The following is a 24,831-nucleotide window of genomic DNA, read 5'->3' as shown; positions in this document are numbered from 1 at the left end:
CTTAAAGTTTAATTGTGAATTGGTTTTTATTGAAAATTAATGATTAGTTTCGTTCCATGAATTTTAGAAGTTTCGTTTTAATCATCTCTTCAATTTTTGTGCTACTTACACCATGTAGCATTAAAGCTTCTATTCATACGATTTTGGACGTAGAAAATGTTCATCAAACGAAAACTTCTCAAGTCAAAATTAATCAAAATCATTCGAATTCATGTTCGGTTGTCAAGTTTGAAACGATTAAAAAATCGACAAAAAATCTTGATGTTCCGAATTTTGATTTACCAGATTCATCTATTCATTTCATTGGGTTAGCACGTTCTTCATTAATCGAAGAAGATATTGATTCGAATGAAATTCAATCACCAAAAATACCTTTTTATCTGTTGTATAAGCAATTGAAGTATTCGTTGATGTCTTAATTTTCCTTAATTAATTTAGACAACAATATTCAATCACTTATATAAAAATTCATGCAAAATAAATCTGTTTTATCAATGGGTAATGCTGTATTGGCGTTACGTTTAGTCATTGGTTGGACGTACTTTTCTGCCTTTTGGAGGCGTTTAATTTTAGAAAATAAACTCGATCCAGAAGCTGCGGGTTATATTGGCGAAAAATTCAATCATTTTTTACCAAATGCCCTTTTCATCAAACCACTTATTCAATATTTAGTCGAAAATCCTGAAGCGTTGCTTTGGAATATGTGGATTTTCACCATTGTAGAAGGCGTTGTAGGCTTACTCTTAATGCTTGGTTACAAAACACGAATCATGAGTATAGCCGTTTTCTTTTTGGCAATGGGAATTTTACTTGGTTCCGGCTGGATTGGTACAACTTGTCTGGATGAATGGCAAATTGGTGTTTTAGGATTAGCTGGAGGTTTTACGCTATTTCAGGCTGGTTCAGGAAAAATTTCGTTGGATTATTTCTTCAATAAAAACCAATTTATTCAACAAGAAAATAATTGGAATTCGATTTCATTCCAAAAATATAGACCTTATTTTATAGGTTTTAGTTTTTTTATTTTATTCGTTACTTTGTTTACAAATCAGGTTTTTCATGGTGGAGTTTACGGAACTTTGCACAATAAATCTGTCAAACCAAAAGTAGAAATCTCAAATTTAAAACAACATCAAAACAAGGTTTCATTTGATGTAATGCGAATAGAAGGCGCGGATGTTTATGGCTCTTTTTTGATTCAAATCGATTTTCATAATCATCAAAATGAAATAATTGAAAGTTTGGATATGAAAGAGTTATCAAATTTGGACAAACAACAAATTTCGAATTATTATGTATCAAAAGTTACACCGCACAAACACAGTTTGGTGTTACCTTTGGGAGCGAAAGCAAATCTGAATTTTGATATTTCAGACAAAATTCACAAAGTAGTTTTAACCGATATAAGCGGATTACAATGGGAACAAACAATAACAAATTTATAGCAATGTTAAAAAGAAATTACTCAACAATTATTATAGGAGCGCTGGCTTTGGTCTTACTTTTTGTGCCAGAAGCAAAAGCAATGATGCAACAAGGTTTAATGAAATTAGGCTTATTTGAACCGAAATTAGAAAAAGTTGAACCAACAACTCAACCAAAATCTGAAGCAAATTATACGTTCGAAATGGTATATGCTGATGGAAAAGCAATCAACATGGAAGATTTGAAAGGTAAAGTTGTTTTCATGAATTTTTGGGCTACTTGGTGTCCTCCTTGTATTGCGGAAATGCCATCAATTCAAAAATTGTATGACAAAGTAAAAGATGACAAAGACATCGTTATTTTGACGGTTGAAGTGGAAGGAAAACGTGATAAAGTGGCAAAATTTATGGAACGTAAAAAATTATCGTTGCCTGTCGTTTATCCAAATTCATCTATTCCAACTGAGTTTTTTAATGGTTCTTTACCAACAACTGTTATTTTGGACAAGAAAGGAAATATTGCACATACAACAATGGGAATGGCGGATTATTCTGGACAAGATATTGTTGATTTCTTGAATGAATTAAAAGCAATGAATTAATCTTTTAAAAATTATAAAAACATAAAAAAGCTTCGAGAAAATTCTCGAAGCTTTTTGTTTTGTACTATTTATATTTCTAATAAACCAATCGCAATCCTACACCAAATCCCATATCGCTATCGTAATGAGTTCTGATATGCATATTTCTGTTTAAGATATAGCTCAATTCACCCATATATTCTTTATCGGTATTCCACATAAAACCAGCGCGAACTCGTTTTGAGATTGGAATATCTTCGCGCATAAATTGCAAACGAACTTTTCCTGTATGATAAATTTCGGTCTGAAAATCAATCAACATTGGTAATTTATACACAAAACCTGCACTGAATAATCCTTTGTTTCGATCAGTTTTTTGACCAAAAATATTCTTTTCTATATTTCCGTGTTCCGCTAACATTTTATGTTGATTCCAATCAAATCCTACAAAAACCTGAAACCATTGATTTCGATCTATAAAACGTCCCAAATGTGTTTCAACCTCGTAACCGTGTTCTGGTTTGTAACCTATACTCCATTCCGAAGTCAATGCCCAACGTGCATCTTGCACCATCAACATACCATCTAACCCATTTGTTGCAAAATCATTTTCTGCCATTACATGCTTCATATTACTTTCCATTTGTAACATTTTATACGCATGTTTTTTGTTTGGTAAATTCGGATTTTGATAATCTCCAACTTCAAAAACGCGGTTCATTCCGCCCATCATGTGATACAAAATATGGCAATGAAAAAACCAATCACCTTCTGTATTTGCCTGAAATTCGATGACATTTGTTTCCATCGGCATAATATCCAACACATTTTTCAACGGAGAATATTCACCATTTTTGTTGATGACACGAAAATCAAAACCATGTAAATGCATCGGATGACGCATCATCGAATTGTTGTATAAAGTAATACGCAGAATTTCGCCTTTTTTGACTGGAATTTTATCCGATTCTGAAAATACTTTGTTATCCATACTCCATACATAACGACTCATATTTCCCGTTAATTCAAAACGTAATTCTTTTACAGGAGCATCTTTCGGAAGTGTTGTATTTTCAGGTGATTTTAGCATTCCATAATTCAATGTTGTGATATTTGATGATAAATTTTCATGCGAAGAATGATCCATTTCTCCCATTTCCGAATGATTCATTTCTTGATGATTTTCTGCCGAATCTTTCTTTGATTTTTTAGATTTCTTTTTCGCTTCACCAGAAATTTCAGGATACATCACGGTATTCATGTCCATTTGCTGCAAGCTCATTTTCATGCCCATATCGTTCATTGTTCCATCCATATTCATCATGTCGTTCATCATTTTCATTCCTTCAAAATACTTCAATTTCGGAAGTGGTTCCATCAATTGTTTCTTTCCTTCACCAATGAACAACGAAGCCGAGCCCGTTCTGTCTTCAGAAGTCGCTTGAAATTCGTACGATAAACCACCTTCGGGAACTGTAACTACGACATCATAGGTTTCGGAAACGCCAATAATCAAACGATCAACTTCTAAAGGTTCTACGTCGTTTCCATCATTTGCTACAACCGTAATTTTTCCTCCCGCATAACGCAACCAAAAATAAGTTGATGCGCCACCGTTCGAAATTCGTAAACGTACTTTATCTCCTGCTTTGAATTGTTTCAGTTGACTTTCATTCTGGGCATTTATCAAGAATTTTTCATAATAAACATCGCTCACATCCATTGCCAACATACGCTTCCATTCGTTGGTCAATTTTGTTTTGAAATGCCCTTCTCGAATTGCTTCAGCATAACTTTGCGTTGAACCTTTTTTGATTCCCGCCCAATCGTTTGCATTATGCAACATTCGCTGAATATTTTTTGGATTAAGATCTGTCCATTCACTCAACATTACAGGAATTGTAGGTAAATCATCAATTCCTTTTCGGAAAGTGGGATCATTTTCGCGTTTCTTCAAAATCATCGAACCGTACATCCCAATTTGTTCTTGATACCCCGAATGACTGTGGTACCAATGCGTTCCGTTCTGAATAATCGGAAATGAATACGTGTACGTTTCGCCAGGTTTGATTCCCATTTGTGTCAACATCGGAACCCCATCTTCTTTATTTGGCAACCACACGCCGTGCCAATGCAACGAAGTATCTTCGTTCAATTTATTATGTACACGAATGACAGCCGTATCACCTTCCGTAAACTCCAAAGTTGGCATAGGAATTTGACCATTTACCGAAATCGCTCTTTTCTCTTTTCCTAAAAAATTAACAATGGTATCACGTACATATAAATCGTATTCCACACGTTTTTGTGCTTGTAAAGCAATCACCGACGGAATAAAAAGTAAACAAAGTAATTTCCTCATGTGAATGATTGATTATAATTGACTAAACTTCTTATAATTCTCCTCATTTTCGAAATAATCAACATTTCCTTGTTGATCTTTCAAAACGATATACGCATTCGCTTTATCAATTTCCTTTCCTGTAAAAGGATCTTTTGCTTTACGCGCAGTTTCATCATTCGGAATTCTTTCTACACACATATTACAACATCCATAATACGTTTTTCCATCATAAGGAACTTCAAACTGATCTTTGCCCATATAGGCATTGTTCACCATACAAACTTGCTTATTCGGCACTTTATCTCCTACATTGTAAGCCATTGTTTGCGAAGGTTGCATCATATCTGACATCTGTTCTTCGTGAGCAGTAACTGCTGGTTCTTCTGTTTTATTTTGACAAGATGTTAATACAAAAATACTTAATATTGAAACGCCTAAAACTATCTTTAAATTCTTCATTTTCATTCTATTTTTTAATTATTATTTCAATGTTTCAACTGTGCTTCCGCATGTCAACATCATATTTCCGTAGAAAGGATTTTTGATATCTGAATCTTTACTCAACCAATTCGAACCACCATTAAACATCGGACAATTTTGATAATAAACCGTGTAACCAAGATTTGCTTTTTGAGCTAATTTGTACATTGGTTGTGACAATTTTGCAAAAGTTGAACGTTGTTTTTCAATATTTTTTTCTTGAGATAATTGTTTCGAAGTTGCTTCTAAATCATTCAAAACTTCCATCCAAACCATATGCGATTCATGCGAAAGTTTACCCATTTCTACAGTAGAAATTGATTTAGAAAATACAGTAATTTGTTTCGAGATTTCACTTTCATTTGCTTTTACAAAAGCATCTTTCAATGAAAAATAAGCATCAAAAACGTGCGACAATTGATTTTTTTGTTGAGAAGTTTCAGTTTGATTATGATTAGGATGATCCATTTCTTGATGATTCATCACCATTTTTTTATCACGAGAATATTGACAATCTTTTTCCAATTTCGCATAAGCTTCATCAGGCGCCATATACTCTGCATTATCAAAACCTGCTAGCGCGATGTTTTTCAAGATTTCGTTCGAATTTGTTTTTGATTTATTATACGAAATCGAAGCTGTTTGTGTGTTTACATCAAAATCTACTTTCGAAATTCGAGCTTGATTTCCCGCTTTTTCAATTAATTCTTTTGCATTTGCACAATTTCCTTTCACTTGAAATTGTTTGGTTTCTTGATTTTTAAACTGTGCATTTACAGCAAAAGCAAGAAAACTTCCGATAACTAAAAAACTATATTTTTTCATGATTTTTAATTTAGATTTTATCAATTGGTCGACGCGTATGTTTGCTCAATTGTTTGAAAACAGAAGGCGTTAAACCAGTTACTTTTTTGAATTGTGCACTAAGATGTGCTACACTCGAATAATTCAATTGAAACGCAATTTCGCTCAACGATAATTCATCATAAATCATTAATTCTTTGACTTTTTCGATCTTTTGTTGAATAAAATATTTCTCAATTGTTTGCCCTTCCATTTCCGAAAAAAGATTCGAAATATATTTATAATCTAACTTCGTTTGTTCGCTCAAATAATCAGATAAATTAACTTTCAGTTCGTTATTTTCTTGATGAACCAATTGAATAATCAATGTTTTAATTTGTTCAATCAACTTGCTACGTTTATCATCAATCAACTCAAAACCAACCTCTTCCAATTCATTTCGAACCAATTCTAATTGATTAGAATTTATCGGATTTTTCAATTCAACTTCTCCCAATTCGATATGATTTGTTTCGATGTTATTCATCTTCAAAATTCGTCCAACCACTACTTTACAGCGATGACAAACCATATTTTTTATAAATAATTTACTTGTATTTTCCATAATATATTCTTCAAATTTGAGCGATTTATTTCACTTAAATTTACAAAATCTTATGTTACAAATTTCGTACAACTTCAGCTCAAAAGATTATACAATTTGCAAGATGATGTATATAATTTTCAGATTACTCATTTTTCATTAACCTATTCTTTATAAATGAATTACCAAAATCATCTGTTTTTTGAATATATTTGGTTAGAAAAATAATTTCTCAAAACAATAAATTCTATGACAAAAAAAGAACTAACTCCAATAGAACAAAATAACTGCATTCAGATTTTGAAAGAACGTTTTGAGAAAAATATGCATCGACATCAAGATTTAGATTGGCAAAAAATAGAAGAAAGTATCATTAATCAACCTGAAAAAATTTGGTGTTTGCATCAAATGGAAATTACTGGTGGTGAACCTGATATTATTTTTTATGAGGATAAAACAGACGAGTATTATATTGTAGATTGTTCGGCAGAAAGTCCGAAAGATCGTAGAAGTTTAGCGTATGATTACGAAGGACAGACGTCTCGCAAAGAGCATCAACCAAAAAATAATGCGATAGATGTTGCAAAAAGTATGAAAATTGAATTATTGACCGAAGAAGAATATCGTTTGTTGCAAGCTGTAGAAATTGTAGATCAAAAAACCTCAAGTTGGTTAAAAACTCCTGAAAAAATTAGAGAATTAGGCGGCGCTATATTTGGCGATTATCGTTACGGAACTATTTTTATTTATCACAACGGCGCACAATCTTATTATGCAGCTCGTGGTTTTAGAGGAATTTTAAAAGTTTAAAAACTATGAAATTTGCATTTCCATTAATTGTTTTCCTTTGTGGTTCAATTCTATTTATTATTGGCATTTTGTGTAAAATCACACATTTTTACTTTATTATTTCTGCAAATTTGATGTTATTTTTAGCTTCCATTATTCAAATCATTGGAGTTATCATCTTCATTTTCAAATTAATTATTCCTCTTAAAAAAGACACCTCTATAAATTCTTGATTGCATCAAAACCAAGATTATTTCTTTAATAAAAAATCACCATAAAAATCAGGAATATCACTCGAATAAATAGCAGATGCGACTTCTTCTATTAGATAATCAACCTTGACAATTTCAGCTTCAATCTTCTGCTCATCCAAAGTTAGAATTGTATAAGTTGCTTTCCTATCATCTTCCTTGCTTCTGCCTACAGAACCACTATTTATGAATAAAATATTCGAAACCTGTTGAATATAAGATTGATGCGTATGCCCCATCACCAAAGCATCTATATTTTTATCTTTCAAAAAAGAATACATCATTTGCTTGTCATCGGTTTCATAAACATATTGGTCGTTGGTCTCTAAACTTGCATGAACAAGTAATATTTTCTTAAACGAATTCCCTGTTTTAAATACCAATTCAAGTTGATAAGGCAAATTACCTAACCATTCTTTATGTTCTAAACTAATGGTTCTTTTACTATGATTAATTGCTTCAAATCTATTTTTAGTTTCAATATCGTCATGATGTAAAAGCGGAAATAAAGGTAAATCTAAAGCAATTCGGTCATCGTGATTTCCTAATAAACATGGAATTTTATTCTTGATAAAAAAAGAAATAACTTCATTACTCCAAGGTGCAAAATCAACTAAATCTCCTAAACAATAAATTTGATTGATATTCTTATCCTTAATATCCTTTAAAACTTCATTCAAAGCCAATAAATTTCCATGAATGTCACTAATAATTGCAATCTTCATCATTTCTTCCCACATTAAAAAAACTAATTTAGATTTTTTATTACAAACTAAAAAACAATTATTCTCTCCAATTCTATGATTATTATCAAATTACTTTTATCTCTAAAACAATATTTACAGATCAATTAATTTTAATTGCATATATTTATTTTAAATTATTCTAAATAAATATTGTCTAACTAAATCTTTTTCCTAATATTTGTATTTTAATTTAGACTTAATACAAATAATAATGAAAAAACTATTTATTTCTACTGCAATATTAGCTCTATTAGCAAGCTGCACGAATAAAGAAGCTAAAAATGAATCGACTGAAGAGGTAAAAACAGAGAACACGATTTCGAACGAAAAAATTGTTTCTTTAAATGGAGCGATTACTGAAATTTTAGCTGATTTAGGAGAAGAAAATAACCTTGTTGGTGTTGACGTTACAAGTACTTACCCTGCTTCTGTAAAGGAAAAAGCGACAGATTTGGGACATACTCGTTCTTTGTCAATAGAGGCTTTATTGGCTTTGAAACCAACAAAAGTATATGCAACGGATAAAGACTTGAATCCAGAACAAATTGCACAACTAAAAAATGCTGGAATTCAAACTGAAATTATCAAACAAGATTATTCAGTTGAAGGAACGAAAAAGTTAGTAAAAACGGTTGCAACTTCTCTAAATAAACAAGATTTTGATGCTATTACTACTAAAATTGATACAGATTTAAAAGCTGTAAAACCTTTAGCTACAAAACCAAAAGTATTGTTCATATACGCTCGTGGAGCAGGAAACTTGATGGTTGCTGGAACAAACACACCAATGGAAAAAATTATTGGAATTGCTGGTGGACAAAATGCCATTACAGAATTTGAAGATTTCAAACCATTAACGCCAGAAGCGGTTGTAAAATCAAATCCTGATTATATTTTGATGTTTGACAAAGGCTTAGAAAGTATTGGTGGCGTTGACGGCGTATTAAAATTAGAAGGTGTAGCTTCTACAAATGCAGGAAAAAACAAAAAAATCATCGCGATGGATGGTCAATTGGTTTCTGGATTTGGACCACGTGTCGGACAAGCAGCAGCGCAATTAAATCAATTACTTCAAAAATAAAAAAGTCTAAAACAATATGTATCCGCAAATTAGAATACATCTTTCTTTGTTAAGCTTAAGCATCTTTGGTCTTGCAATTCTTGCATTATTTCTGGGTGTTTATCAATTTAACGAATCCATCCTATCCATCATCAATAAAGCGATTACCAATAGAACTGCCATCAACGACAGCGATTATTATGTGCTTTTCGATTTACGATTACCACGTATTATTATGTCTATTTTGGTTGGTGCTGGTTTGGCGGTTGCTGGAACTTGTCTACAAGGTATTTTCAAAAATCCGTTGGCTTCTCCAGACTTGATTGGAATAACATCAGGAAGTATTTTATTTGCTGCAATTACAATTGTTTTGGGAGGATATATCAAAGATTTTGTTCCAGAAATTATCCATTACTCATTGCTTAGTTTGATGGCATTTGTCGGCGCTATGTGTTCCACAATTTTTGTGTATAAAATTTCTTCACATCATCAAAAAACAAATATCACCATTTTACTGTTAGCCGGAGTTGCCATTTCTGCTTTATGCGGATCTGCAACCGGATTGTTAACCTATCTATCATCAGAAGAAGAATTACGCAATCTAACATTTTGGACATTAGGTAGTATTGCGAGTGCCAACTGGGACAAAATCTTAATTTTAACAATCGTGATTAGTGTAAGTTTTTACTTTTTAATTGGAAAAGGAAAAATACTAAACGCGATGATGTTAGGCGAAAAAGATGCTGAACATTTGGGTATTAATGTCGAAAAAACGAAAAGACAGATCATTGTTTTTTCAGCTTTATTGGTCGGAACAATTGTTTCTTTTACAGGAACAATAGGATTTGTAGGATTAATCGTTCCGTATATTTTACGCTTAATCTTCAAATCAAATTATGTTATCATTCTTCCTTTATCTGCATTTTTAGGCGCAATTTTAGTCATTGTTGCAGATACAATCAGTCGAACATTGGTTGCTCCATCCGAAATTCCAATCGGAATTTTAACTTCGTTAATGGGCGCACCAGTTTTTATTTCAATTTTAATGAATTATAAAAAATCATTGTAATGTTAAAGGTAGAAAATATTAATTATCAACACAAATCATTCAAGATTTTAGATACGATTTCATTTGATGCAAAAGCAGGAAAAATGATTGCAATCGTTGGACCAAACGGTGCAGGAAAATCGTCTTTATTGAGCTATATCGCGAATGAAATTGAACCAAATGCTAACCTAATTCGACTAAAAGACATTGCCTTAAAAAATTGGAAAAAAGAAGATTTACCGCAACATAAAGCTAAATTTTCGCAACATCAACCAACTGATATTCCACTAACAGTGAAGGAAGTTGTGCTAATGGGACGTTATCCATATTTCCAAAATTCACCTCAACAACAAGACATCAATGCGGTTGATTATTGGATGACCAAAACCGATATCAATCATTTAAAAGACAGGGATTACATTCATCTTTCTGGTGGCGAAAAACAGCGTGTACATTTGGCGCGCGTTTTTGTGCAATTGGAAAATGAAGTCAATCAAAAACTACTATTATTAGACGAACCTTTGAATAATTTGGACGTTTCTCATCAATTTAATTTGTTAGAAATTCTGAATGATTTTAAACAAAAAGGAAACTTAGTAATTTTGGTGATGCACGACCTTAATTTGGCTTCTCAGTTTGCTGATGAAGTGATCTTAATGAACAAAGGAAAAATTGTTTATCAAGACAGTCCAGAAAAGGTTTTCCGACCAGAAATCATTTCCAAAATTTATAGATTTCCTTGTACCATTTGTAAAAATCCAATCGACCAAAAACCACTTATTTTATTCGGTAAAAAAACAATTACAATGAACACACTTACAGATTTAAAACAACAATGGGAAGATTTGAAAGCAAATCAACCTAAAATTAGAATACGTAACGCAGCGAAAGAACTTGGCGTTAGCGAAATGGAACTTTTAGCAACACAATTAGGTGATAATGTTACAAAATTAAAACCTGAATTTGCTGCGATTTTACAAGAGATAGAGTCACTTGGAAAAGTGATGGCTTTGACGCGCAACAACGAATGTGTGCACGAACGCAAAGGTATTTATCTGAATCCTGATTTTTCTTCGCCTCACGCACAACTTTTTGTTGGGGAAGATATTGATATGCGAATTTTCTTGAATCATTGGAAAACAGCTTTTGCTGTTGTAGAAAAATCTGAACATGGAGAACGCAAAAGTTTACAATTTTTCGGGAAAGATGGTGAAGCAATTCACAAAATATATTTGGTTCCGCAAAGTAATGTAGAAGTCTTTGATGCATTGGTTGAGAAATACAAAGACGAAGATCAACAAACTATTCCTGCAACAGAAATCATCGAAAATAATGTTACAGAAAAACCTGATAACGAGATTGATGTTGAAGGTTTTCAACAAGCTTGGGTTGAGTTGAAAGACACGCACAATTTCTTTATGATGTTGCACAAATTCGGCGTTACACGTACGCAAGCGTTGCGTTTGGCTCCGACAGATTATCATGCAAAACAAATTTCGAATGAAGCAATTGTTCAGTTCTTAGAAAAATCTGCCGAAACGCAAACGCCAATCATGGTTTTCACAGGAAACAAAGGAAATATTCAGATTCATACTGGTGAAATTAAACGTACGATGTGGCACGAAAACTGGTTCAATATTTTAGATCCAGATTTTAATATGCATTTGGATATGTCAAAAATTGCCTCTACTTGGATTGTTAGAAAACCTACTGAAGACGGTATTGTAACAGCGATTGAAGTTTTTAACGATAAAGGCGAAATTATTGTTCAATTCTTTGGAAAAAGAAAACCAGGTATCCCTGAATTGGAGCAATGGCGCGAGATTGTTGCTGAATTGAATTAAGAAGAATCTTACCAAATTTTATATTTCACACTAAATATTTTACCCGATTAATAGAAAATGTTAATCGGGTTTTTATTGTACTATAATTTAGTCTTTCATCAAGAGTTTTATATATTTGATTATGCTAACGACAAAAGAAAAAATAAAATTCATTTTTAAACCTTATATATTAAGTATGTTGATTTTTTCAGTAGGATTTACACTATTTTTTACTCTTCTAAAAACCATCTTTCTTGATCATATTGATCTATTTATTGTAGATTTTATTGTTCCTGTTATATTTGGACTCATATATGTTTTTGTCTATTTATTCAAGTTTTCTTTTCAAAATTTAGTGTTTGATAATAAATTAAATTTTACACGTTTAGTTTTATTCTGTACAATAACACCTTTATTTATACTTCAAATTACCATCTCAAAATATTTACTGAATGAAGAGTTAATAGAACCATTCATAACATTTATATTTTTAGAAATATTTACGCTTTTTTCATTTTTGATTAGTCTAAAATTTGCGAAAGTAAAATCTAATAACCAACTTTACAATTCTTTCTAACTTATCAATTTTTAAAGCATTATAAAATCACATAATAAAAAAAGGTCGCCTTTCTAGACGACCTCACACAAAGAGACAAATAAAGTACTCAAAACTTTATTTCAAAACTATTTTTTTCGTTTCAACTTTATCGGCAGATTGTACTTTTATGATGTAAATTCCAGCCGAAAGTTTACTTAATTGTATTGTTTTATTTGTAAATGATGACGTTGGTTGATAGCTTTCTTGATGCACCAATTGTCCATTTATCGCATAAATCTGAATATTTAATGGAGACGATTTCGCTTCTTGCGAATTGTACACTAAACCAATTGTTTTCGGTTGAGAAGTCGTATAAATCTCAAATTTCGTTTTGGCTAATTCTGTTGTTCCTAAATTAGCTGTTACATTTTCGTAATCGAATGTCATTTTTCCTGTAGAAGTTCCTTCAAACGTTTTGAAAACCAATTTATAAATCTGATTTGTAGATGTATTTTTGATAAAATGATTCGTCGGATTTACAACATAAGACCAACCTGATAAGGTTTTCCAATTATATCCAACTGCATTAATATCTGCTACGTAAGTCGTATCATCAGTAGGATTTCCAGATTCTGTTTTCGCTACTTTGATCAAATCACTTTGCAAAACTCCCGTTACCGTATACATCACAACATCACCTTCATTTGTTGTAAGTGGTGTAACATATTTTGTAAATTTCAAATCCCATTTACTTTGGTCTGGCTCTGGTGTAACCGCTTTATCAGTCAATAAACTATAATAATTGAACAAATTTGTTGGATTGGTTTTGTGTGGAAGATTTACTTTTGTATCAGCAGACCAAGTTCCATTTATCAATTTAGAATACGTAAAATTATATTCGCCTAAAGGAGCTGCTAAATTATCTATTTTCAATTTCACATATTCTCCTGTTGCATATTTCAAGACAAAAATGATAGAACCATTTACGTAATGATTTGCAATACTATAATCGCCCCAACCATACGTCGCAGAACCATTATTGAAAGCCCCATCTTGCCAATCTGTATCCGAATTATACAAAGCAGTCCAAGACGATAAATTTGCTACATCAATTGCATTCCATTTCGATAAATCATTTGATGCTTCGTACACCTGAATTCCTGCGCCATCATTCACTCGAATTCCTGTCGACATATTTGATTTTCGATAAAATGAAATATCCCAATCGCTTCTATTTACAGAATTTGTCGATTGATCTGCCAATCCGTAATAAACATCCTTTGCATAAGCAGCGCCCATTGTGACCTCACCTTTTATCGTTTGTGCATTTATTGCAACAGATGTTAGAATGATTGTTGCTAAAAGTGTAAATTTGTTTTTCATGATATAATAATTTTTTAATTGTTATTCAGAATTAGAACAGTCAATCCGAGAGATTACACTCTGACCCGTATGACTCGGATTGACGCATTCTAACCACTAATAATGAGTATGTTTATGATAAATTTATTTGATAAGTTTATATTCAAATTTTGGATAACCTCTCACGCCAGAAGCATTCAGGAAGGCTAACATTTTAATTTTGTAATAATTATTTTCTGCATCTTTGATGATATAAAATCGATCCGAGAATAATTTTTGAGGAGCAGTTACTTGTCGCCAAGAATCTCCAATTGCACGCTGATCGTCTAAAAATTTTGTTTCATCAATCATCGTTTCATTAAATTTTTCGTAGGTAATTTCATTGGTTACATCTACACGATAAGCTTTTGCACCTGCTTTCAAATTATTGACCACATAATCCGAATATCCATACGAACCATTTCCTGTAATAAGATTAGTGAAAACTGTAAAATTCAAATCCCATTCTAATTTTGGAGGTTCAACATTTACAATATCATTTGTCGTAAAACTGAAGTGAACAAAATTGTGCGTCGTCGTTTTTGCTATTACTTTTTCTTTGTAAGTCGTATCATCTAAATCGGCATATTGCATCACATATTGCTCATCTTTTTTGATGAATTTCACTTTTTTCCAACCGCGTGAATTCCCAGCAACAGCCGCCGAACCAACCGCAGGCGTTGAAGTTCCGACTTCGTAACCCAAATTCAGTAAATAAACTGGATTATCCGATTCTTTAATTTCCGCAATCGCCGTTTTCAAAATATCTCCAGTAGGATCGTCAACATATTCTTTGTTCGAATCTGTAAATGTACCTACTGCAACTTCGTTGATTAATTTCCCAACAGATGCTTTTGTTACTTTCGACAAATCAGTTTCGTCCAGCGCTTTTACCGCCATATAAATAGAAGTATTTAACATCACTCGGAAATTTGTTCCATTGTAAAAACCTAAATCCCAAGAATCCCTTTTTACCTTTGTTTGCGTTCCTTTACTTAAGTCAACATAAACTTGATATTGCTCATTTGGTCCGCCAATTTCCACATCCATTGTTCCGCCAATCGAATTTTCGAAAGAGATTTTTGTTGACGAATATCCTTGAACAATCGCTGATGGATAATCAATTTTTGAAATTTCAAACTGAATCGTTTTATCAGAACGATCAAATGGATAAATCAAATTCTTGAACGTAAAACTTGTCGACGTTTCACCTTTTTTGATTGGAATAATAATTTCTTGATTTGTAACTGCAACAGAAGTTGAATAATCGACATTATAAGTTGCTTTATCTTCGGTTACTTTGATATGAATTTCACCATCTCGTTCCGCAACTTTAGAATAAATTAAATTTATTGTTTTCTCATTATCAATCTTACTAAAATCGATACTTGCATCCTTAAAAGCAACAACAAAATCTTGTCCAATTGGATTGTTTTCATCATTACACGACCACCAAAAAGAAAGACTAAACAATAGGGTATATATAAATATTTTTTTCATGATTTTTTGATTAATTAATTCCTTAATTGAAGGTAAGTTTAGCGAAATACGAACGTCCATATCCATACAAAATACTCGTAGAAACTTGACTGTGAGCACCATCATTTCCAGATGAACTGTTCAAATACTTAACATCAAAAAGATTTCTTGCACCAATTGTTAAACTAAGTTTTTTGTTCCAAAAACTTTGTCTTATTGACGTATCCATCCAGTTAAAAGCTTCTTGTTTGCCTTTTGCTAAAATTTGTTCACTTGTATTTGACGGATTATTTTTCAAGACAAATTGTTCTTGAGCTCCATTGTATTTATAGAAAAATGAGAAAATTGTATTGGTTTTTGACAAGGTGTACGAAACATTTGCATTGATTTGCGTTGAATAGAAATATTTATTTTTAACTGAATTTACAGCAACTGCTTCATCAATATCTTGCTTGATTCCTGTCAACGTAAAACCAACTCCTCCCGAAAATTGATGGACTTTGAATTGATTCAAATACGTAATACCTTGTACATCATAATTATCAATATTACGATATTGATATTTCAATGGAGATTCTTCGACAACAATCAAATCAATCTTATCTTTCAGATTAATTTTCCACAACGATACTTTTTGCTCTAATGAATTATTTTCTCCGATATTCCAATTCTTTTTTAAGTGAACAAAAGCAGAAACTCCTTTTTCTGGATTCAGATTTTCGTTTCCTTGCACATTATGATTGACGTCTACGAAATACGAATACATTTCCTCATAATTTGGCAAACGTGGTGAAGTACCAACAATCGCGCGCAATTCCCATTGTTTTCCAAATAGATATTTCGCACTCAAACTCATCACATACTGCTTATCAAATTGCTCCGAAAACATCACGCGAGCGCCTGGACGAAACGAAAGTTTATCATTTAGATTAATTTCAGAAGAAGCAAAAAAATCATACGTTCCTAATTTTCTTTCTATAGGTTTTTGGAAAAATTCTCCTGCCGAAGTTGAAGCAAAACCTTTTGTTTGATCGATTTCATAACCAAATTGAAAATCGAAATAATCATTTTTATTGATAAAATTGCTGAACATCCCTTTCGAATAATACACTTTTCGACTTTCATATTCGAATTTGTTTACATCATGTTCAACACCTTCAAGAATTTCATAATTATACGATTTCAATTTTCTTTTTTGTTCTTGATACGAAAACGAAACATCATAATTAATTGCTTTTCTAAATCGTCCTGAAGCATTTAAGTGATTGTAAATACGATCTGTTGTGTACACTCTATCTTTTCCAAAATAATCTACCGTCGCAGTTGGCGCATTCGGTGCAAGAGTTGGATTGGGATCGTAATACTTAGTTTCTTCGTTGAAATATTCGAATTTATAAAACAAACGATAATTGTCTTTTTTATATTGAACAAATGCCTTTGCTGCATTTTGTTCTTTTGGCAACCATTCGTATCCTCTCAATCCGTCATTATTAGGATAATTCTTTCCTTTTTTATCATCAAAAAATCCTTGAAAATCATTACGTGAAAAACTTAAATTAGCGTAGATTTTGTCTGAAAATTTATGCCCGATTTTCAAGGATTGTATATGTCTTCCTTTATTTTTCCAATTGTATTCATCTCCAATTGTTTCCTCTTGCAAAGTCGCAGAAATATCAAATTTATTCTTCCCTCCTTTTTTAGTAATAATATTGATTACTCCCGCAATAGAATTTGCTCCATATTCCACTCCCATCGCACCTTCTACGATTTCTATTTGTTGAATATCATCTAAGTTAATCTGCGTTAAATCGGTATTATTCCCTAAACCTTCGTCGTTAACTAATGGAATATTGTCCACCAAAATTTTGAAATATTGTGCATCCAAACCAAACATTTGCACCGTCGATTTTCCTGTAGAAGAACTCGGAATAATATTCATATTCAATGTTTGATTTAAAACATCTGCCAATGTGTTTCCTGCTTGTCTCTCGATCATTTCTTGCGAAATCACTTTTACTTCGTAAATAGATTTCTTGACCGATTGCGCATTATATTGCCCAGAAATCACGGTTTGTTCCAAATTAATCGTCGAATCTTTTGGAAACGAATTAATTTCTTGAGCCTGTAGAATTAGTGTTGTAAGTAAGCTTAGTAGAAAAAAGCGCCTCTTCATTTGTCCTTAATTTTATTATTTAGAATTAGTCTAATAATTAATAAGACAAATGTAAACGAATTTTTTAATTTATTTTTATTTATTCTAAATTAATTTATTGAATAGTGATAAAAATCGAGCTTCGTCTTCTAATTCTGATAAAAGAATGAGATGTTAAAACATTATTAATCAATTTAATTGTTAAAGAATTAAATTAAGGAAAGTAAAAATTGAACGAAATTAAAACGAATTATTTTCGTTTAGGTTTTGTTTTCGTAACAGCAAAATAAGACGCTGTAAAAGCAGACAAACTTTTGTAACCGACTTTATAAGCGATTTCGCTCAATGTAAAATTATTGGTATCTATTAATTCAATACTTTTTAGAATTCGGACAAGTTGCATATATTTCTGAAGTGTAATTCCTGTTTCTTGTTTGAAAATTCGTTGCAAATTTCGAGCAGACATATTCGCTTTATCTGCCAATTCATTCAAATTAAAATTTGTCGAATAATGAAAATGAATGTACTCACTCACCGGAATTAAACGGGTATCAACAAGAACTGGTAATTCTAGATTATGGTTTTCATCACAAAAATGAGGCAAACTATACAACATTGAATTTAAGAAAATCTTTTGCTCCTTCTCTTCTACCAAAAATTTGTTCCATTTTGAGGCATATAACATCATTTCCTTTAGAATTGGCGGCGCAACAAAAACATGAATATCATTGTAAAAATCATCCTTAAAAACTTCTTTAAACAAAATCAACATTGGATTGACGGTTTTCGCCTCGGAAGTCGTACGATGTAGCTTATTTGCAGGAATCCAAATCACATGATTTTGAGGGACTAAATAAATCTTTTGTTCGATATGAAAATATTGGTAACCTTCTTCAACATAATTTAATTGGAAATAATCGTGCGAATGAACCTCATCCGCATTTTTGCGATTCTTCTCGTACCAAACATAAGTATTGGTCTTCATATGATCAGAATATTCTCCAATAATTTGTTTCATAAATTAATTAATTTTCTCTTTTATACATTTAGCTAATTATAGCAATAAAACCGTCAGTTCGAGTGAAATTCTGCAAGAATTTTGTATCGAGAATAAAGTTTTAGAAGATAAAAATTCATCTTAATTCTCGATACAATTTTTATTCATTTCATTTCTAAAAATCACTCGAACTGACGAATTTTAATTCAATATGTACAAGAAGTTAATTTTATTTGTCGTTTTAAATATAATATATGGCAAAATTAATAAAAACGACATGATTAATTTTGTAACCGAATTAGAAATATCAAGTCAATGGAAAAAAATAAAAATATTTGGATTGGAATTGCAGTTGTCATTTTAGTTTCAACTAACCTAAGAGCTCCAATTACAGCTGTTAGTCCAATTTTAGATGAAATGAAATCTGTCTTAAAAATAGATAATTTTCAAGCAAGTTTATTGACTTCTATTCCACTTTTCGTATTTGCATTTTGTTCAATTTTAGTGAGTAAAGCCACTGCAAAAATTAACATTCGACACGGATTAATTTATTCCTTAATCATTCTAATTATCGGGATTTACGTCCGTATTTACGGCAATATTTCGATGTTATATATCGGTTCGTTATTAATTGGATTGGGAATTTGTATTGGAAATGTTTTGACACCAGCGTATATAAAAAATACGTTTCCAACAAAAATTGGAATTATGACAGGTATTTTTTCGGTTTCGATGAGTTTAATCGCCGCATTAGCTTCTGGATTGAGTATTGCAATTGGAAATTGGACAAATTTAGGTTGGAAAGGTTCTCTTGGAGTTTGGATTGTAGCGGCTATAGCTGCACTTATAATTGTCTGTATTGATTCTTTAAAAAATAAAACAGCAACTCAACAAAAAATTGTTCAATCAGAGGATGTAAAATTCAATATTTTCAAATCAAAACAAGCATGGAACATTAGTATTTTTATGGGATTACAATCGTTGATTTATTATTGTTTGGTTGCATTATTACCTACATTACTAATAGATTTTGGTATGACAAAAAACAATGCAGGTTGGGTATTTTCGGTTTTACAACTTGCCATGTTACCCGCCATGTTAGTAAGTCCAGTTTTAGCCTCACGCATGAAAAATCCAAAAATTATGATTTACATAACTTCCATTTTATATTTTATTGGAATCATAACATTGCTAATTTTCAAAGCGAAATTCAGTTATTTGAGTGCGATTTTAATTGGAATTGCAGGAGGATTTGCCTTTAGTCTTTCTATTTTATTCTTCTCATTAAGAACAAAAACAATGGTTGGAACAATCAAAATTTCGGGAATGGCACAATCTGTTGGTTATTTAATTGCGGCATTTGGACCTCCTATTTTCGGAAAATTATATGATATCGATTCTACTTGGAGCTATTCATTATACTTTTTAATGTTCTGCATGATGATCCTAACATTTTTTGGAATAAAAGCTTCTCAACCTAAATTTGTGGAGGAAGATTAAAAATAATTCGAATTTACACGTAACATACATCAAGCAAAAGCGTCTATAGAATAGAACACGTTATCAACGTGTTAATCGCGCAAATTGATTTTATTACGTGTACGTTTATGAAAACCGAAATTATACAACCTCATCATCCTGAATTAAAAAATATTGTTCAGTATTTCATCCTTTTCAAATCTGAAAAGGATGAAAAAGTTGAGTATTCAACTTTCCCTAACACCAATTTGTGTCTTGCCATTTACAAGCAGAATAAAATCATTCTCGAACAAAATAAAACAAGCAAACATCTTTTTACCTTAAAAGGATATGCTACATACAAAAGTTATTTATCAGGATTTCATGAATCTAATCTTAATGTAAGCATTGACGCTACTTTAGATGAAATTTGCATCATTTTTCATCCAGCTGCGCTACGCTTATTTACGAATATTTCGTACGATGAATTAATTAAAAGTGATGAAGTTTTTGAAATGATTTTCCCAAAATCTGCTACAGATTTTACAGAACAATTATTTGAGGAAAAGAATTCGCTGAAAAGAATTTCAATGCTCGAAAATATACTATTGAAAAACTTAAATCAAGATTATTTAAATACTAAAACCAAAGAAATCTTATATCTCATTCAACAAACAGATGAATTAAAAGTTAGTCCTTTAGCCAAACAACTTTCGATAAACGAATCGACATTATATCGCCTGTTTATGAATCAAATTGGGCAAAGTCCTAAATCTTTTTTGAAAACAGTTCGATTTAGAAAAGCACTAGATTCTATTCTTCATTTCGAAAATGAAAAACTTACTCATATCGCTTACCAAAATAATTATACGGATCAATCCCATTTTATTCGCGATTTTAAAGAAATTACGGGGCAATCTCCTAATCAATTAAGAAATAAAACAAGCATTCAACAAGAACAATTGGCTTGGATTTATGCGCAACATTAAGCTGCACGATTTTTACAATTTTATCTTTCTTCGATACTTTTTCTTTGTTATAAATTAATATAACATATGAAAAATCTTATTTTGATTAGCTGCTATTTGATTGCCTTTAGCTTTTGTTCGTCGGTTTTTGGGCAACAATTTTCGATAAAAGGAAAAGTAATCAATCAACATGATAAAGCATTTGAATTTGCTGATATTCTTCTTTTCGAAAATGATAGTTTACTTATCAATCAAGCATATACAGATAGTCTGGGATTATTTTCTATGAAAATAGATACTGGAACTTATTTACTTAAAATAGAACAACTTGGCGTAGAATTTTATTCACAAGAAATAGAAATCAAGCAAGATAAAGACTTAGGGCTTATCAAAATTCAAGATGCTACAACTCTAGAAGGCGCAACGATTACAGCAAAAAAGAAATTGATTGAACAGAAAGTTGATCGTCTTGTTTACAATATCGAAAATTCTATTGCATCACAAGGAATGTCTGCGTTGGACGCTTTACGTAACACACCAATGGTGAATGTACTAAATGATAATATTTCTATTGTCGGAAAAGGAAATGTTTCGGTTATGGTGAATGACAGAATGCTTAATTTATCAGGAAGCGAACTTACTAATTATCTACAATCGCTGCGCTCCGATGATATTGCGAAAATTGAAATCATTACAACTCCTCCTTCAAAATATGAAGCACAAGGAAATAGCGGAATTATTAATATTATTTTAAAGAAAAATCCCAATCTTGGCTGGAGCGGGAGTGTAAATTCTTCATATCAACGAAATTCTTACAATGGTTTCAGAACAGGCGGAACGCTTAATTATCAATCAAATAAAATAAGTAGTTCATTAAAAATAAATCAAGGTAATATTAATTATAAATTACAAAATAGTCGAAATCTTATTGGGAAAGAATCCGCAATTTATACAAACGAAGAAAGACATGATAATCCGAAGATTTTTAGCGTTAATTATAACTTAGATGTCAAAATCAATAAAAACCAAAATACAGGATTTATTTACAGTTATAGTAAGTTGAATTATGATATGGATACAAAAGGAATCAGCCGATACCAAACACATTCAGTTATCGATTCTACTTTGTATACCAATCAAAAACAACATTGGACAACACCTACACATACCTTGAATGCTTATTATGACATAAAATTAGATAGTATTGGAAAAAAGCTAAATTTCACGGCAAATTTTCTGAATAATTCACCCAAAAAATTCAATGATTTTAATACGCAAAATGAGTTGAATAACAACGAAACTTTAATTCAGAACAATAGTAAAATGAAATATTCGATCTTTTCGATGCAAGCTGATTTTACTTTGCCTTACAAATGGTCGAACATAGAAACTGGTTTAAAATATACATTATTGGATAACAAATCAGATGTGGGATATTATGAATTTGATGGAACAGATTTTATTTTGAATCCTACTAATAGTAATGTTTTTCAGTACAAAGAAAATAATTATGCAGCTTATGTGAGTTTTCAAAAAGATTTCAACGAAAAATGGTCAGCAAAAGCAGGTTTACGATACGAATACACTTCGCTAGAAGGTTTTACACCAAATGAAGAAAACAGCAAACTGAAAAAGAACTATGGAAAATTATTTCCTACAGCTTATATCAGTTACAAACCAACTACTAATCATTCGTTCAGTATCAATTATTCCAAAAGAATAAATCGTCCCGATTTTCAATCTTTAAATCCATTCCGTTGGTACACGAATCCGTATATGTATTACACAGGAAATCCTAAATTACAACCATCTTTTAATGATAATATCGAACTAAATTATTCGTACAAAGGAAAATTGACTTTTGGACTTTACAATCAATATAGCCAAAATAATTTGGCTAATATTGCACATTTTTCAGATGGAATTTACAGCAATGTAGTAGAAAATAGTTACGATCAAAACAGAACGGGATTCAATATTGGATATTACAACACCTTTTTCAAAATTTGGGAAACTTCAGTTAATGCGAATGCATCTTATACAACCACAAAACCGACTATTTCTGAACTGGAAAAGTTAAAAGTTTATTCGATGTCGTATTCTTTTTATAATACCATCACATTAAATAAAGACAAAACATGGTTTTTGATGCTTAATTTTTGGCATACACTTCCATTCACTTATGCCAATATAAAACTGCAAGATCAATTAGAGTTTTCGCCAGGCATTAAAGCTTCGTTTTTCGATAAAAAATTACAAGCCAATTTTGTGATAAATGATGTATTCAAAACGATTAAAAACAAAGGGTATTCGTATAATGGCGATTATCGTTCAGAATTTAATCAATACAATGATTACCGAGGTTTCAAACTTAGTTTAACATATAATTTTGGAAATAACAAAGTGAAAGAAAACAACAAAAAAGTGAATTTCGAGGAACAAAATAGAGCAAATTAAACTTAATTCAACTCTCAAGAACTTCAACTTAATTGTTGGTGTTTAAATTTCGATACTATTTTCAAAAAATATAAAAATAGTTATGGTTCATTCCAATGAATATGAGATATTTGTTTGACTTAACACATCAATATAAATTAACAAGAACTAAATTTAATGAAGAAAGCATTAGAAAATTATTCAATTCAATTTATCAAAGAAATTATTCCTGTAACCGTAGGTATTTTGATTGCGTTGTTTATTGACAATTGGAACACAAATAGAAAAGACCAAGTGTATATTAATCAAGTTTTTTCAACGATAAAAAGTGAATTGAATGAAACAACGGAAGAAATAAAATACAATATTCCTTTGCAAAATTCTTATGTCGATTCACTTGAATACTATGCTGATAACAAAAGTGTTAACATTTTGGATATCACAATGAAATGTAAAGGCGTGTTTATTCCTCAGATTAAAACAAGCGCTTGGAAATCAGTTTCAACTTCCAAAATTGACTTGATAAATTATGATAAAATCACTTCTTTATCTAATATTGAAGAACAAAAAGATATATTGAAGAACAAAACAGAATTTTTCATGAATTTCTTATACTCCAACTTTTATGAAACAGAAAAGAACAAAAAAGAAACCATCAAAATTCTAATATTAGACATTATTCAAACCGAAAAAACAATTCAAAGACAAATTGATTTTTATAATAAGAAGTAAGGTTTAATGTTATCAAAATATTTGAAACGAATCTAAATATCAATATTTTAGAAAGTATTAACATTCAAAAATTGGGTTTGGTGCGAAAATTCCATTCAATATTCTCAACTTAAATAACCCTTAAAAATGAATACAACAAGAATTTCTAAAACATTACAAAAAGCACTAAATGATCAAATTACATTAGAAGCTTTTTCGGCACAAATTTATCTAATGCTTGCATGTTGGGCAGATGAAAATCAATTGGACGGAGTCAAAAATTTTATGATGAAACACTCTCAGGAAGAGCGCGTACATATGGCTAAAATTATAGAATATGTTCAAGAACGTGGTGGAACTGTAAAAATTGAAGCCATAAAAAAACCTGGACCTGAACCTAAAAATGTATTAGAGTGTTTTCAAGCTGTTTTAAAACAAGAAATCGAAAATACCGAATCCATTTACAAAATTGTAAAAATGAGTATGGAGGAAGAAGATTGGGCAACATGGAATTTCTTACAATGGTTGGTTGCTGAACAACGTGAAGAAGAAAAATTAGCACTCGATTTATTAGACAAAGCAAAATTAGCGGGTGGTGCTAATATGTCTGATGCTGCAAAATTTGATTTAAACAAAACGATCGGTAATACAGGGCAAGATTTTCCTACAGCAGATCAAATTAATCCATTAGCAGAATAATATATTCATCATTCATCTCAAAGGGCTAATTTCTTAAAAGAAATTAGCCCTTTGAGATG

At 31.3% G+C, this 24,831-nt stretch carries 21 protein-coding genes and 1 pseudogene; 13 read left to right on the top strand and 9 right to left on the bottom strand.

Translation table 11 applies throughout. The annotated features are described in order from the left end of the window. Nucleotides 1-56: 56 nt before the first annotated feature. From B4L98_RS00345 to B4L98_RS00335, 3 genes are read left to right on the top strand one after another with little or no spacing between them, the layout of a single operon-like run. Nucleotides 57-419: a hypothetical protein gene (locus B4L98_RS00345; protein ID WP_180906144.1), complete on the top strand. Its 363-nt coding sequence runs from the start codon at nucleotides 57-59 to the stop codon at nucleotides 417-419. 51 nt (nucleotides 420-470) lie between these two features. Continuing rightward, a complete protein-coding gene (locus B4L98_RS00340; RefSeq protein WP_291077252.1) occupies nucleotides 471-1,445 on the top strand; it encodes a TQO small subunit DoxD in 975 nt (324 codons plus the stop codon). Between the two features lie 2 nt (nucleotides 1,446-1,447). Then, nucleotides 1,448-2,026 carry a TlpA family protein disulfide reductase gene (locus B4L98_RS00335; protein ID WP_280035899.1) on the top strand — a complete coding sequence of 193 codons (579 nt, stop codon included), beginning with the start codon at nucleotides 1,448-1,450 and terminating at the stop codon, nucleotides 2,024-2,026. A gap of 76 nt (nucleotides 2,027-2,102) precedes the next feature. Here the strand turns inward: B4L98_RS00335 and B4L98_RS00330 are convergent, their stop codons facing one another. The 4 genes from B4L98_RS00330 to B4L98_RS00315 are packed head-to-tail and all read right to left on the bottom strand — an operon-like array spanning nucleotide 2,103 to nucleotide 6,237. Further along, complete coding sequence (locus tag B4L98_RS00330; protein ID WP_291077250.1) at nucleotides 2,103-4,367, bottom strand: multicopper oxidase domain-containing protein; 2,265 nt, start codon at nucleotides 4,365-4,367, stop codon at nucleotides 2,103-2,105. 12 nt (nucleotides 4,368-4,379) lie between these two features. Then, on the bottom strand, nucleotides 4,380-4,808 hold the full coding sequence (locus B4L98_RS00325; protein WP_409558219.1) for a hypothetical protein: 429 nt from the start codon (nucleotides 4,806-4,808) through the stop codon (nucleotides 4,380-4,382). A 21-nt stretch (nucleotides 4,809-4,829) separates the two neighbouring features. Further along, complete coding sequence (locus B4L98_RS00320; RefSeq protein ID WP_280062727.1) at nucleotides 4,830-5,654, bottom strand: DUF3347 domain-containing protein; 825 nt, start codon at nucleotides 5,652-5,654, stop codon at nucleotides 4,830-4,832. 10 nt (nucleotides 5,655-5,664) lie between these two features. Continuing rightward, nucleotides 5,665-6,237: a helix-turn-helix domain-containing protein gene (locus B4L98_RS00315; RefSeq protein WP_280062728.1), complete on the bottom strand. Its 573-nt coding sequence runs from the start codon at nucleotides 6,235-6,237 to the stop codon at nucleotides 5,665-5,667. A 228-nt stretch (nucleotides 6,238-6,465) separates the two neighbouring features. Between B4L98_RS00315 and B4L98_RS00310 the strand changes: the two genes are divergently transcribed. Then, the gene (locus B4L98_RS00310; RefSeq protein WP_280062729.1) at nucleotides 6,466-7,026 is read left to right on the top strand and encodes a DUF4256 domain-containing protein; all 561 of its coding nucleotides are present in this window, start codon (nucleotides 6,466-6,468) and stop codon (nucleotides 7,024-7,026) included. Nucleotides 7,027-7,255: 229 nt separating this feature from the next. Here B4L98_RS00310 and B4L98_RS00305 read toward each other — a convergent pair whose 3' ends face one another. Next, nucleotides 7,256-7,981, bottom strand: coding sequence for a metallophosphoesterase family protein (locus tag B4L98_RS00305; RefSeq protein ID WP_291077248.1), 726 nt, complete (start codon nucleotides 7,979-7,981; stop codon nucleotides 7,256-7,258). Nucleotides 7,982-8,213: 232 nt separating this feature from the next. Here B4L98_RS00305 and B4L98_RS00300 point away from each other — a divergent pair, with 232 nt between their 5' ends. From B4L98_RS00300 to B4L98_RS00285, 4 genes and pseudogenes are all read left to right on the top strand, one after another. Further along, on the top strand, nucleotides 8,214-9,083 hold the full coding sequence (locus B4L98_RS00300; RefSeq protein ID WP_280062732.1) for a heme/hemin ABC transporter substrate-binding protein: 870 nt from the start codon (nucleotides 8,214-8,216) through the stop codon (nucleotides 9,081-9,083). Between the two features lie 16 nt (nucleotides 9,084-9,099). Next, nucleotides 9,100-10,131 (top strand): FecCD family ABC transporter permease, encoded by a 1,032-nt coding sequence (locus tag B4L98_RS00295; RefSeq protein ID WP_291077246.1) that lies wholly within the window; start codon nucleotides 9,100-9,102, stop codon nucleotides 10,129-10,131. After that, nucleotides 10,131-10,835, top strand: a pseudogene (locus B4L98_RS00290) (heme ABC transporter ATP-binding protein); the annotation flags it as partial. The gene B4L98_RS00295 and the pseudogene B4L98_RS00290, both read left to right, overlap by 1 nt. An 81-nt stretch (nucleotides 10,836-10,916) precedes the next feature. Next, entirely contained in the window at nucleotides 10,917-11,954 is a 1,038-nt protein-coding gene (locus B4L98_RS00285) for a hemin-degrading factor (protein WP_280062747.1), read from the top strand. A 652-nt stretch (nucleotides 11,955-12,606) separates the two neighbouring features. Here B4L98_RS00285 and B4L98_RS00280 read toward each other — a convergent pair. The 4 genes from B4L98_RS00280 to B4L98_RS00265 all read right to left on the bottom strand — a co-directional run bounded on the left by B4L98_RS00280 (nucleotide 12,607) and on the right by B4L98_RS00265 (nucleotide 18,521). Further along, nucleotides 12,607-13,854, bottom strand: coding sequence for a T9SS type A sorting domain-containing protein (locus B4L98_RS00280; protein ID WP_291077245.1), 1,248 nt, complete (start codon nucleotides 13,852-13,854; stop codon nucleotides 12,607-12,609). A 123-nt stretch (nucleotides 13,855-13,977) separates the two neighbouring features. After that, nucleotides 13,978-15,372 carry an HmuY family protein gene (locus tag B4L98_RS00275; protein ID WP_291077244.1) on the bottom strand — a complete coding sequence of 465 codons (1,395 nt, stop codon included), beginning with the start codon at nucleotides 15,370-15,372 and terminating at the stop codon, nucleotides 13,978-13,980. A gap of 22 nt (nucleotides 15,373-15,394) precedes the next feature. After that, complete coding sequence (locus B4L98_RS00270) at nucleotides 15,395-17,524, bottom strand: TonB-dependent receptor plug domain-containing protein (RefSeq protein WP_291077243.1); 2,130 nt, start codon at nucleotides 17,522-17,524, stop codon at nucleotides 15,395-15,397. Between the two features lie 229 nt (nucleotides 17,525-17,753). Then, nucleotides 17,754-18,521, bottom strand: coding sequence for a helix-turn-helix domain-containing protein (locus B4L98_RS00265; RefSeq protein WP_291077241.1), 768 nt, complete (start codon nucleotides 18,519-18,521; stop codon nucleotides 17,754-17,756). 294 nt (nucleotides 18,522-18,815) lie between these two features. Here B4L98_RS00265 and B4L98_RS00260 point away from each other — a divergent pair, with 294 nt between their 5' ends. From B4L98_RS00260 to B4L98_RS00240, 5 genes are all read left to right on the top strand, one after another. After that, nucleotides 18,816-20,000, top strand: a complete 1,185-nt coding sequence (locus B4L98_RS00260; protein WP_114999342.1) for a CynX/NimT family MFS transporter — start codon at nucleotides 18,816-18,818, stop codon at nucleotides 19,998-20,000. A 107-nt stretch (nucleotides 20,001-20,107) separates the two neighbouring features. Beyond that, the gene (locus tag B4L98_RS00255; RefSeq protein ID WP_291077239.1) at nucleotides 20,108-20,947 is read left to right on the top strand and encodes an AraC family transcriptional regulator; all 840 of its coding nucleotides are present in this window, start codon (nucleotides 20,108-20,110) and stop codon (nucleotides 20,945-20,947) included. Between the two features lie 66 nt (nucleotides 20,948-21,013). Continuing rightward, the gene (locus B4L98_RS00250) at nucleotides 21,014-23,383 is read left to right on the top strand and encodes an outer membrane beta-barrel family protein (protein ID WP_291077237.1); all 2,370 of its coding nucleotides are present in this window, start codon (nucleotides 21,014-21,016) and stop codon (nucleotides 23,381-23,383) included. Nucleotides 23,384-23,539: 156 nt separating this feature from the next. Further along, nucleotides 23,540-24,094 carry a hypothetical protein gene (locus tag B4L98_RS00245; protein WP_180906128.1) on the top strand — a complete coding sequence of 185 codons (555 nt, stop codon included), beginning with the start codon at nucleotides 23,540-23,542 and terminating at the stop codon, nucleotides 24,092-24,094. A 126-nt stretch (nucleotides 24,095-24,220) separates the two neighbouring features. Further along, nucleotides 24,221-24,772 (top strand): ferritin, encoded by a 552-nt coding sequence (locus tag B4L98_RS00240; protein ID WP_038334091.1) that lies wholly within the window; start codon nucleotides 24,221-24,223, stop codon nucleotides 24,770-24,772. The last annotated feature ends 59 nt before the right edge of the window (nucleotides 24,773-24,831 follow it).

Source organism: Empedobacter sp. UBA5528 (genome assembly GCF_002426075.1).
Taxonomy (GTDB): Bacteria; Bacteroidota; Bacteroidia; order Flavobacteriales; family Weeksellaceae; genus Empedobacter; species Empedobacter falsenii_B.
This window is presented reverse-complemented; position numbering and strand designations above follow the sequence as displayed.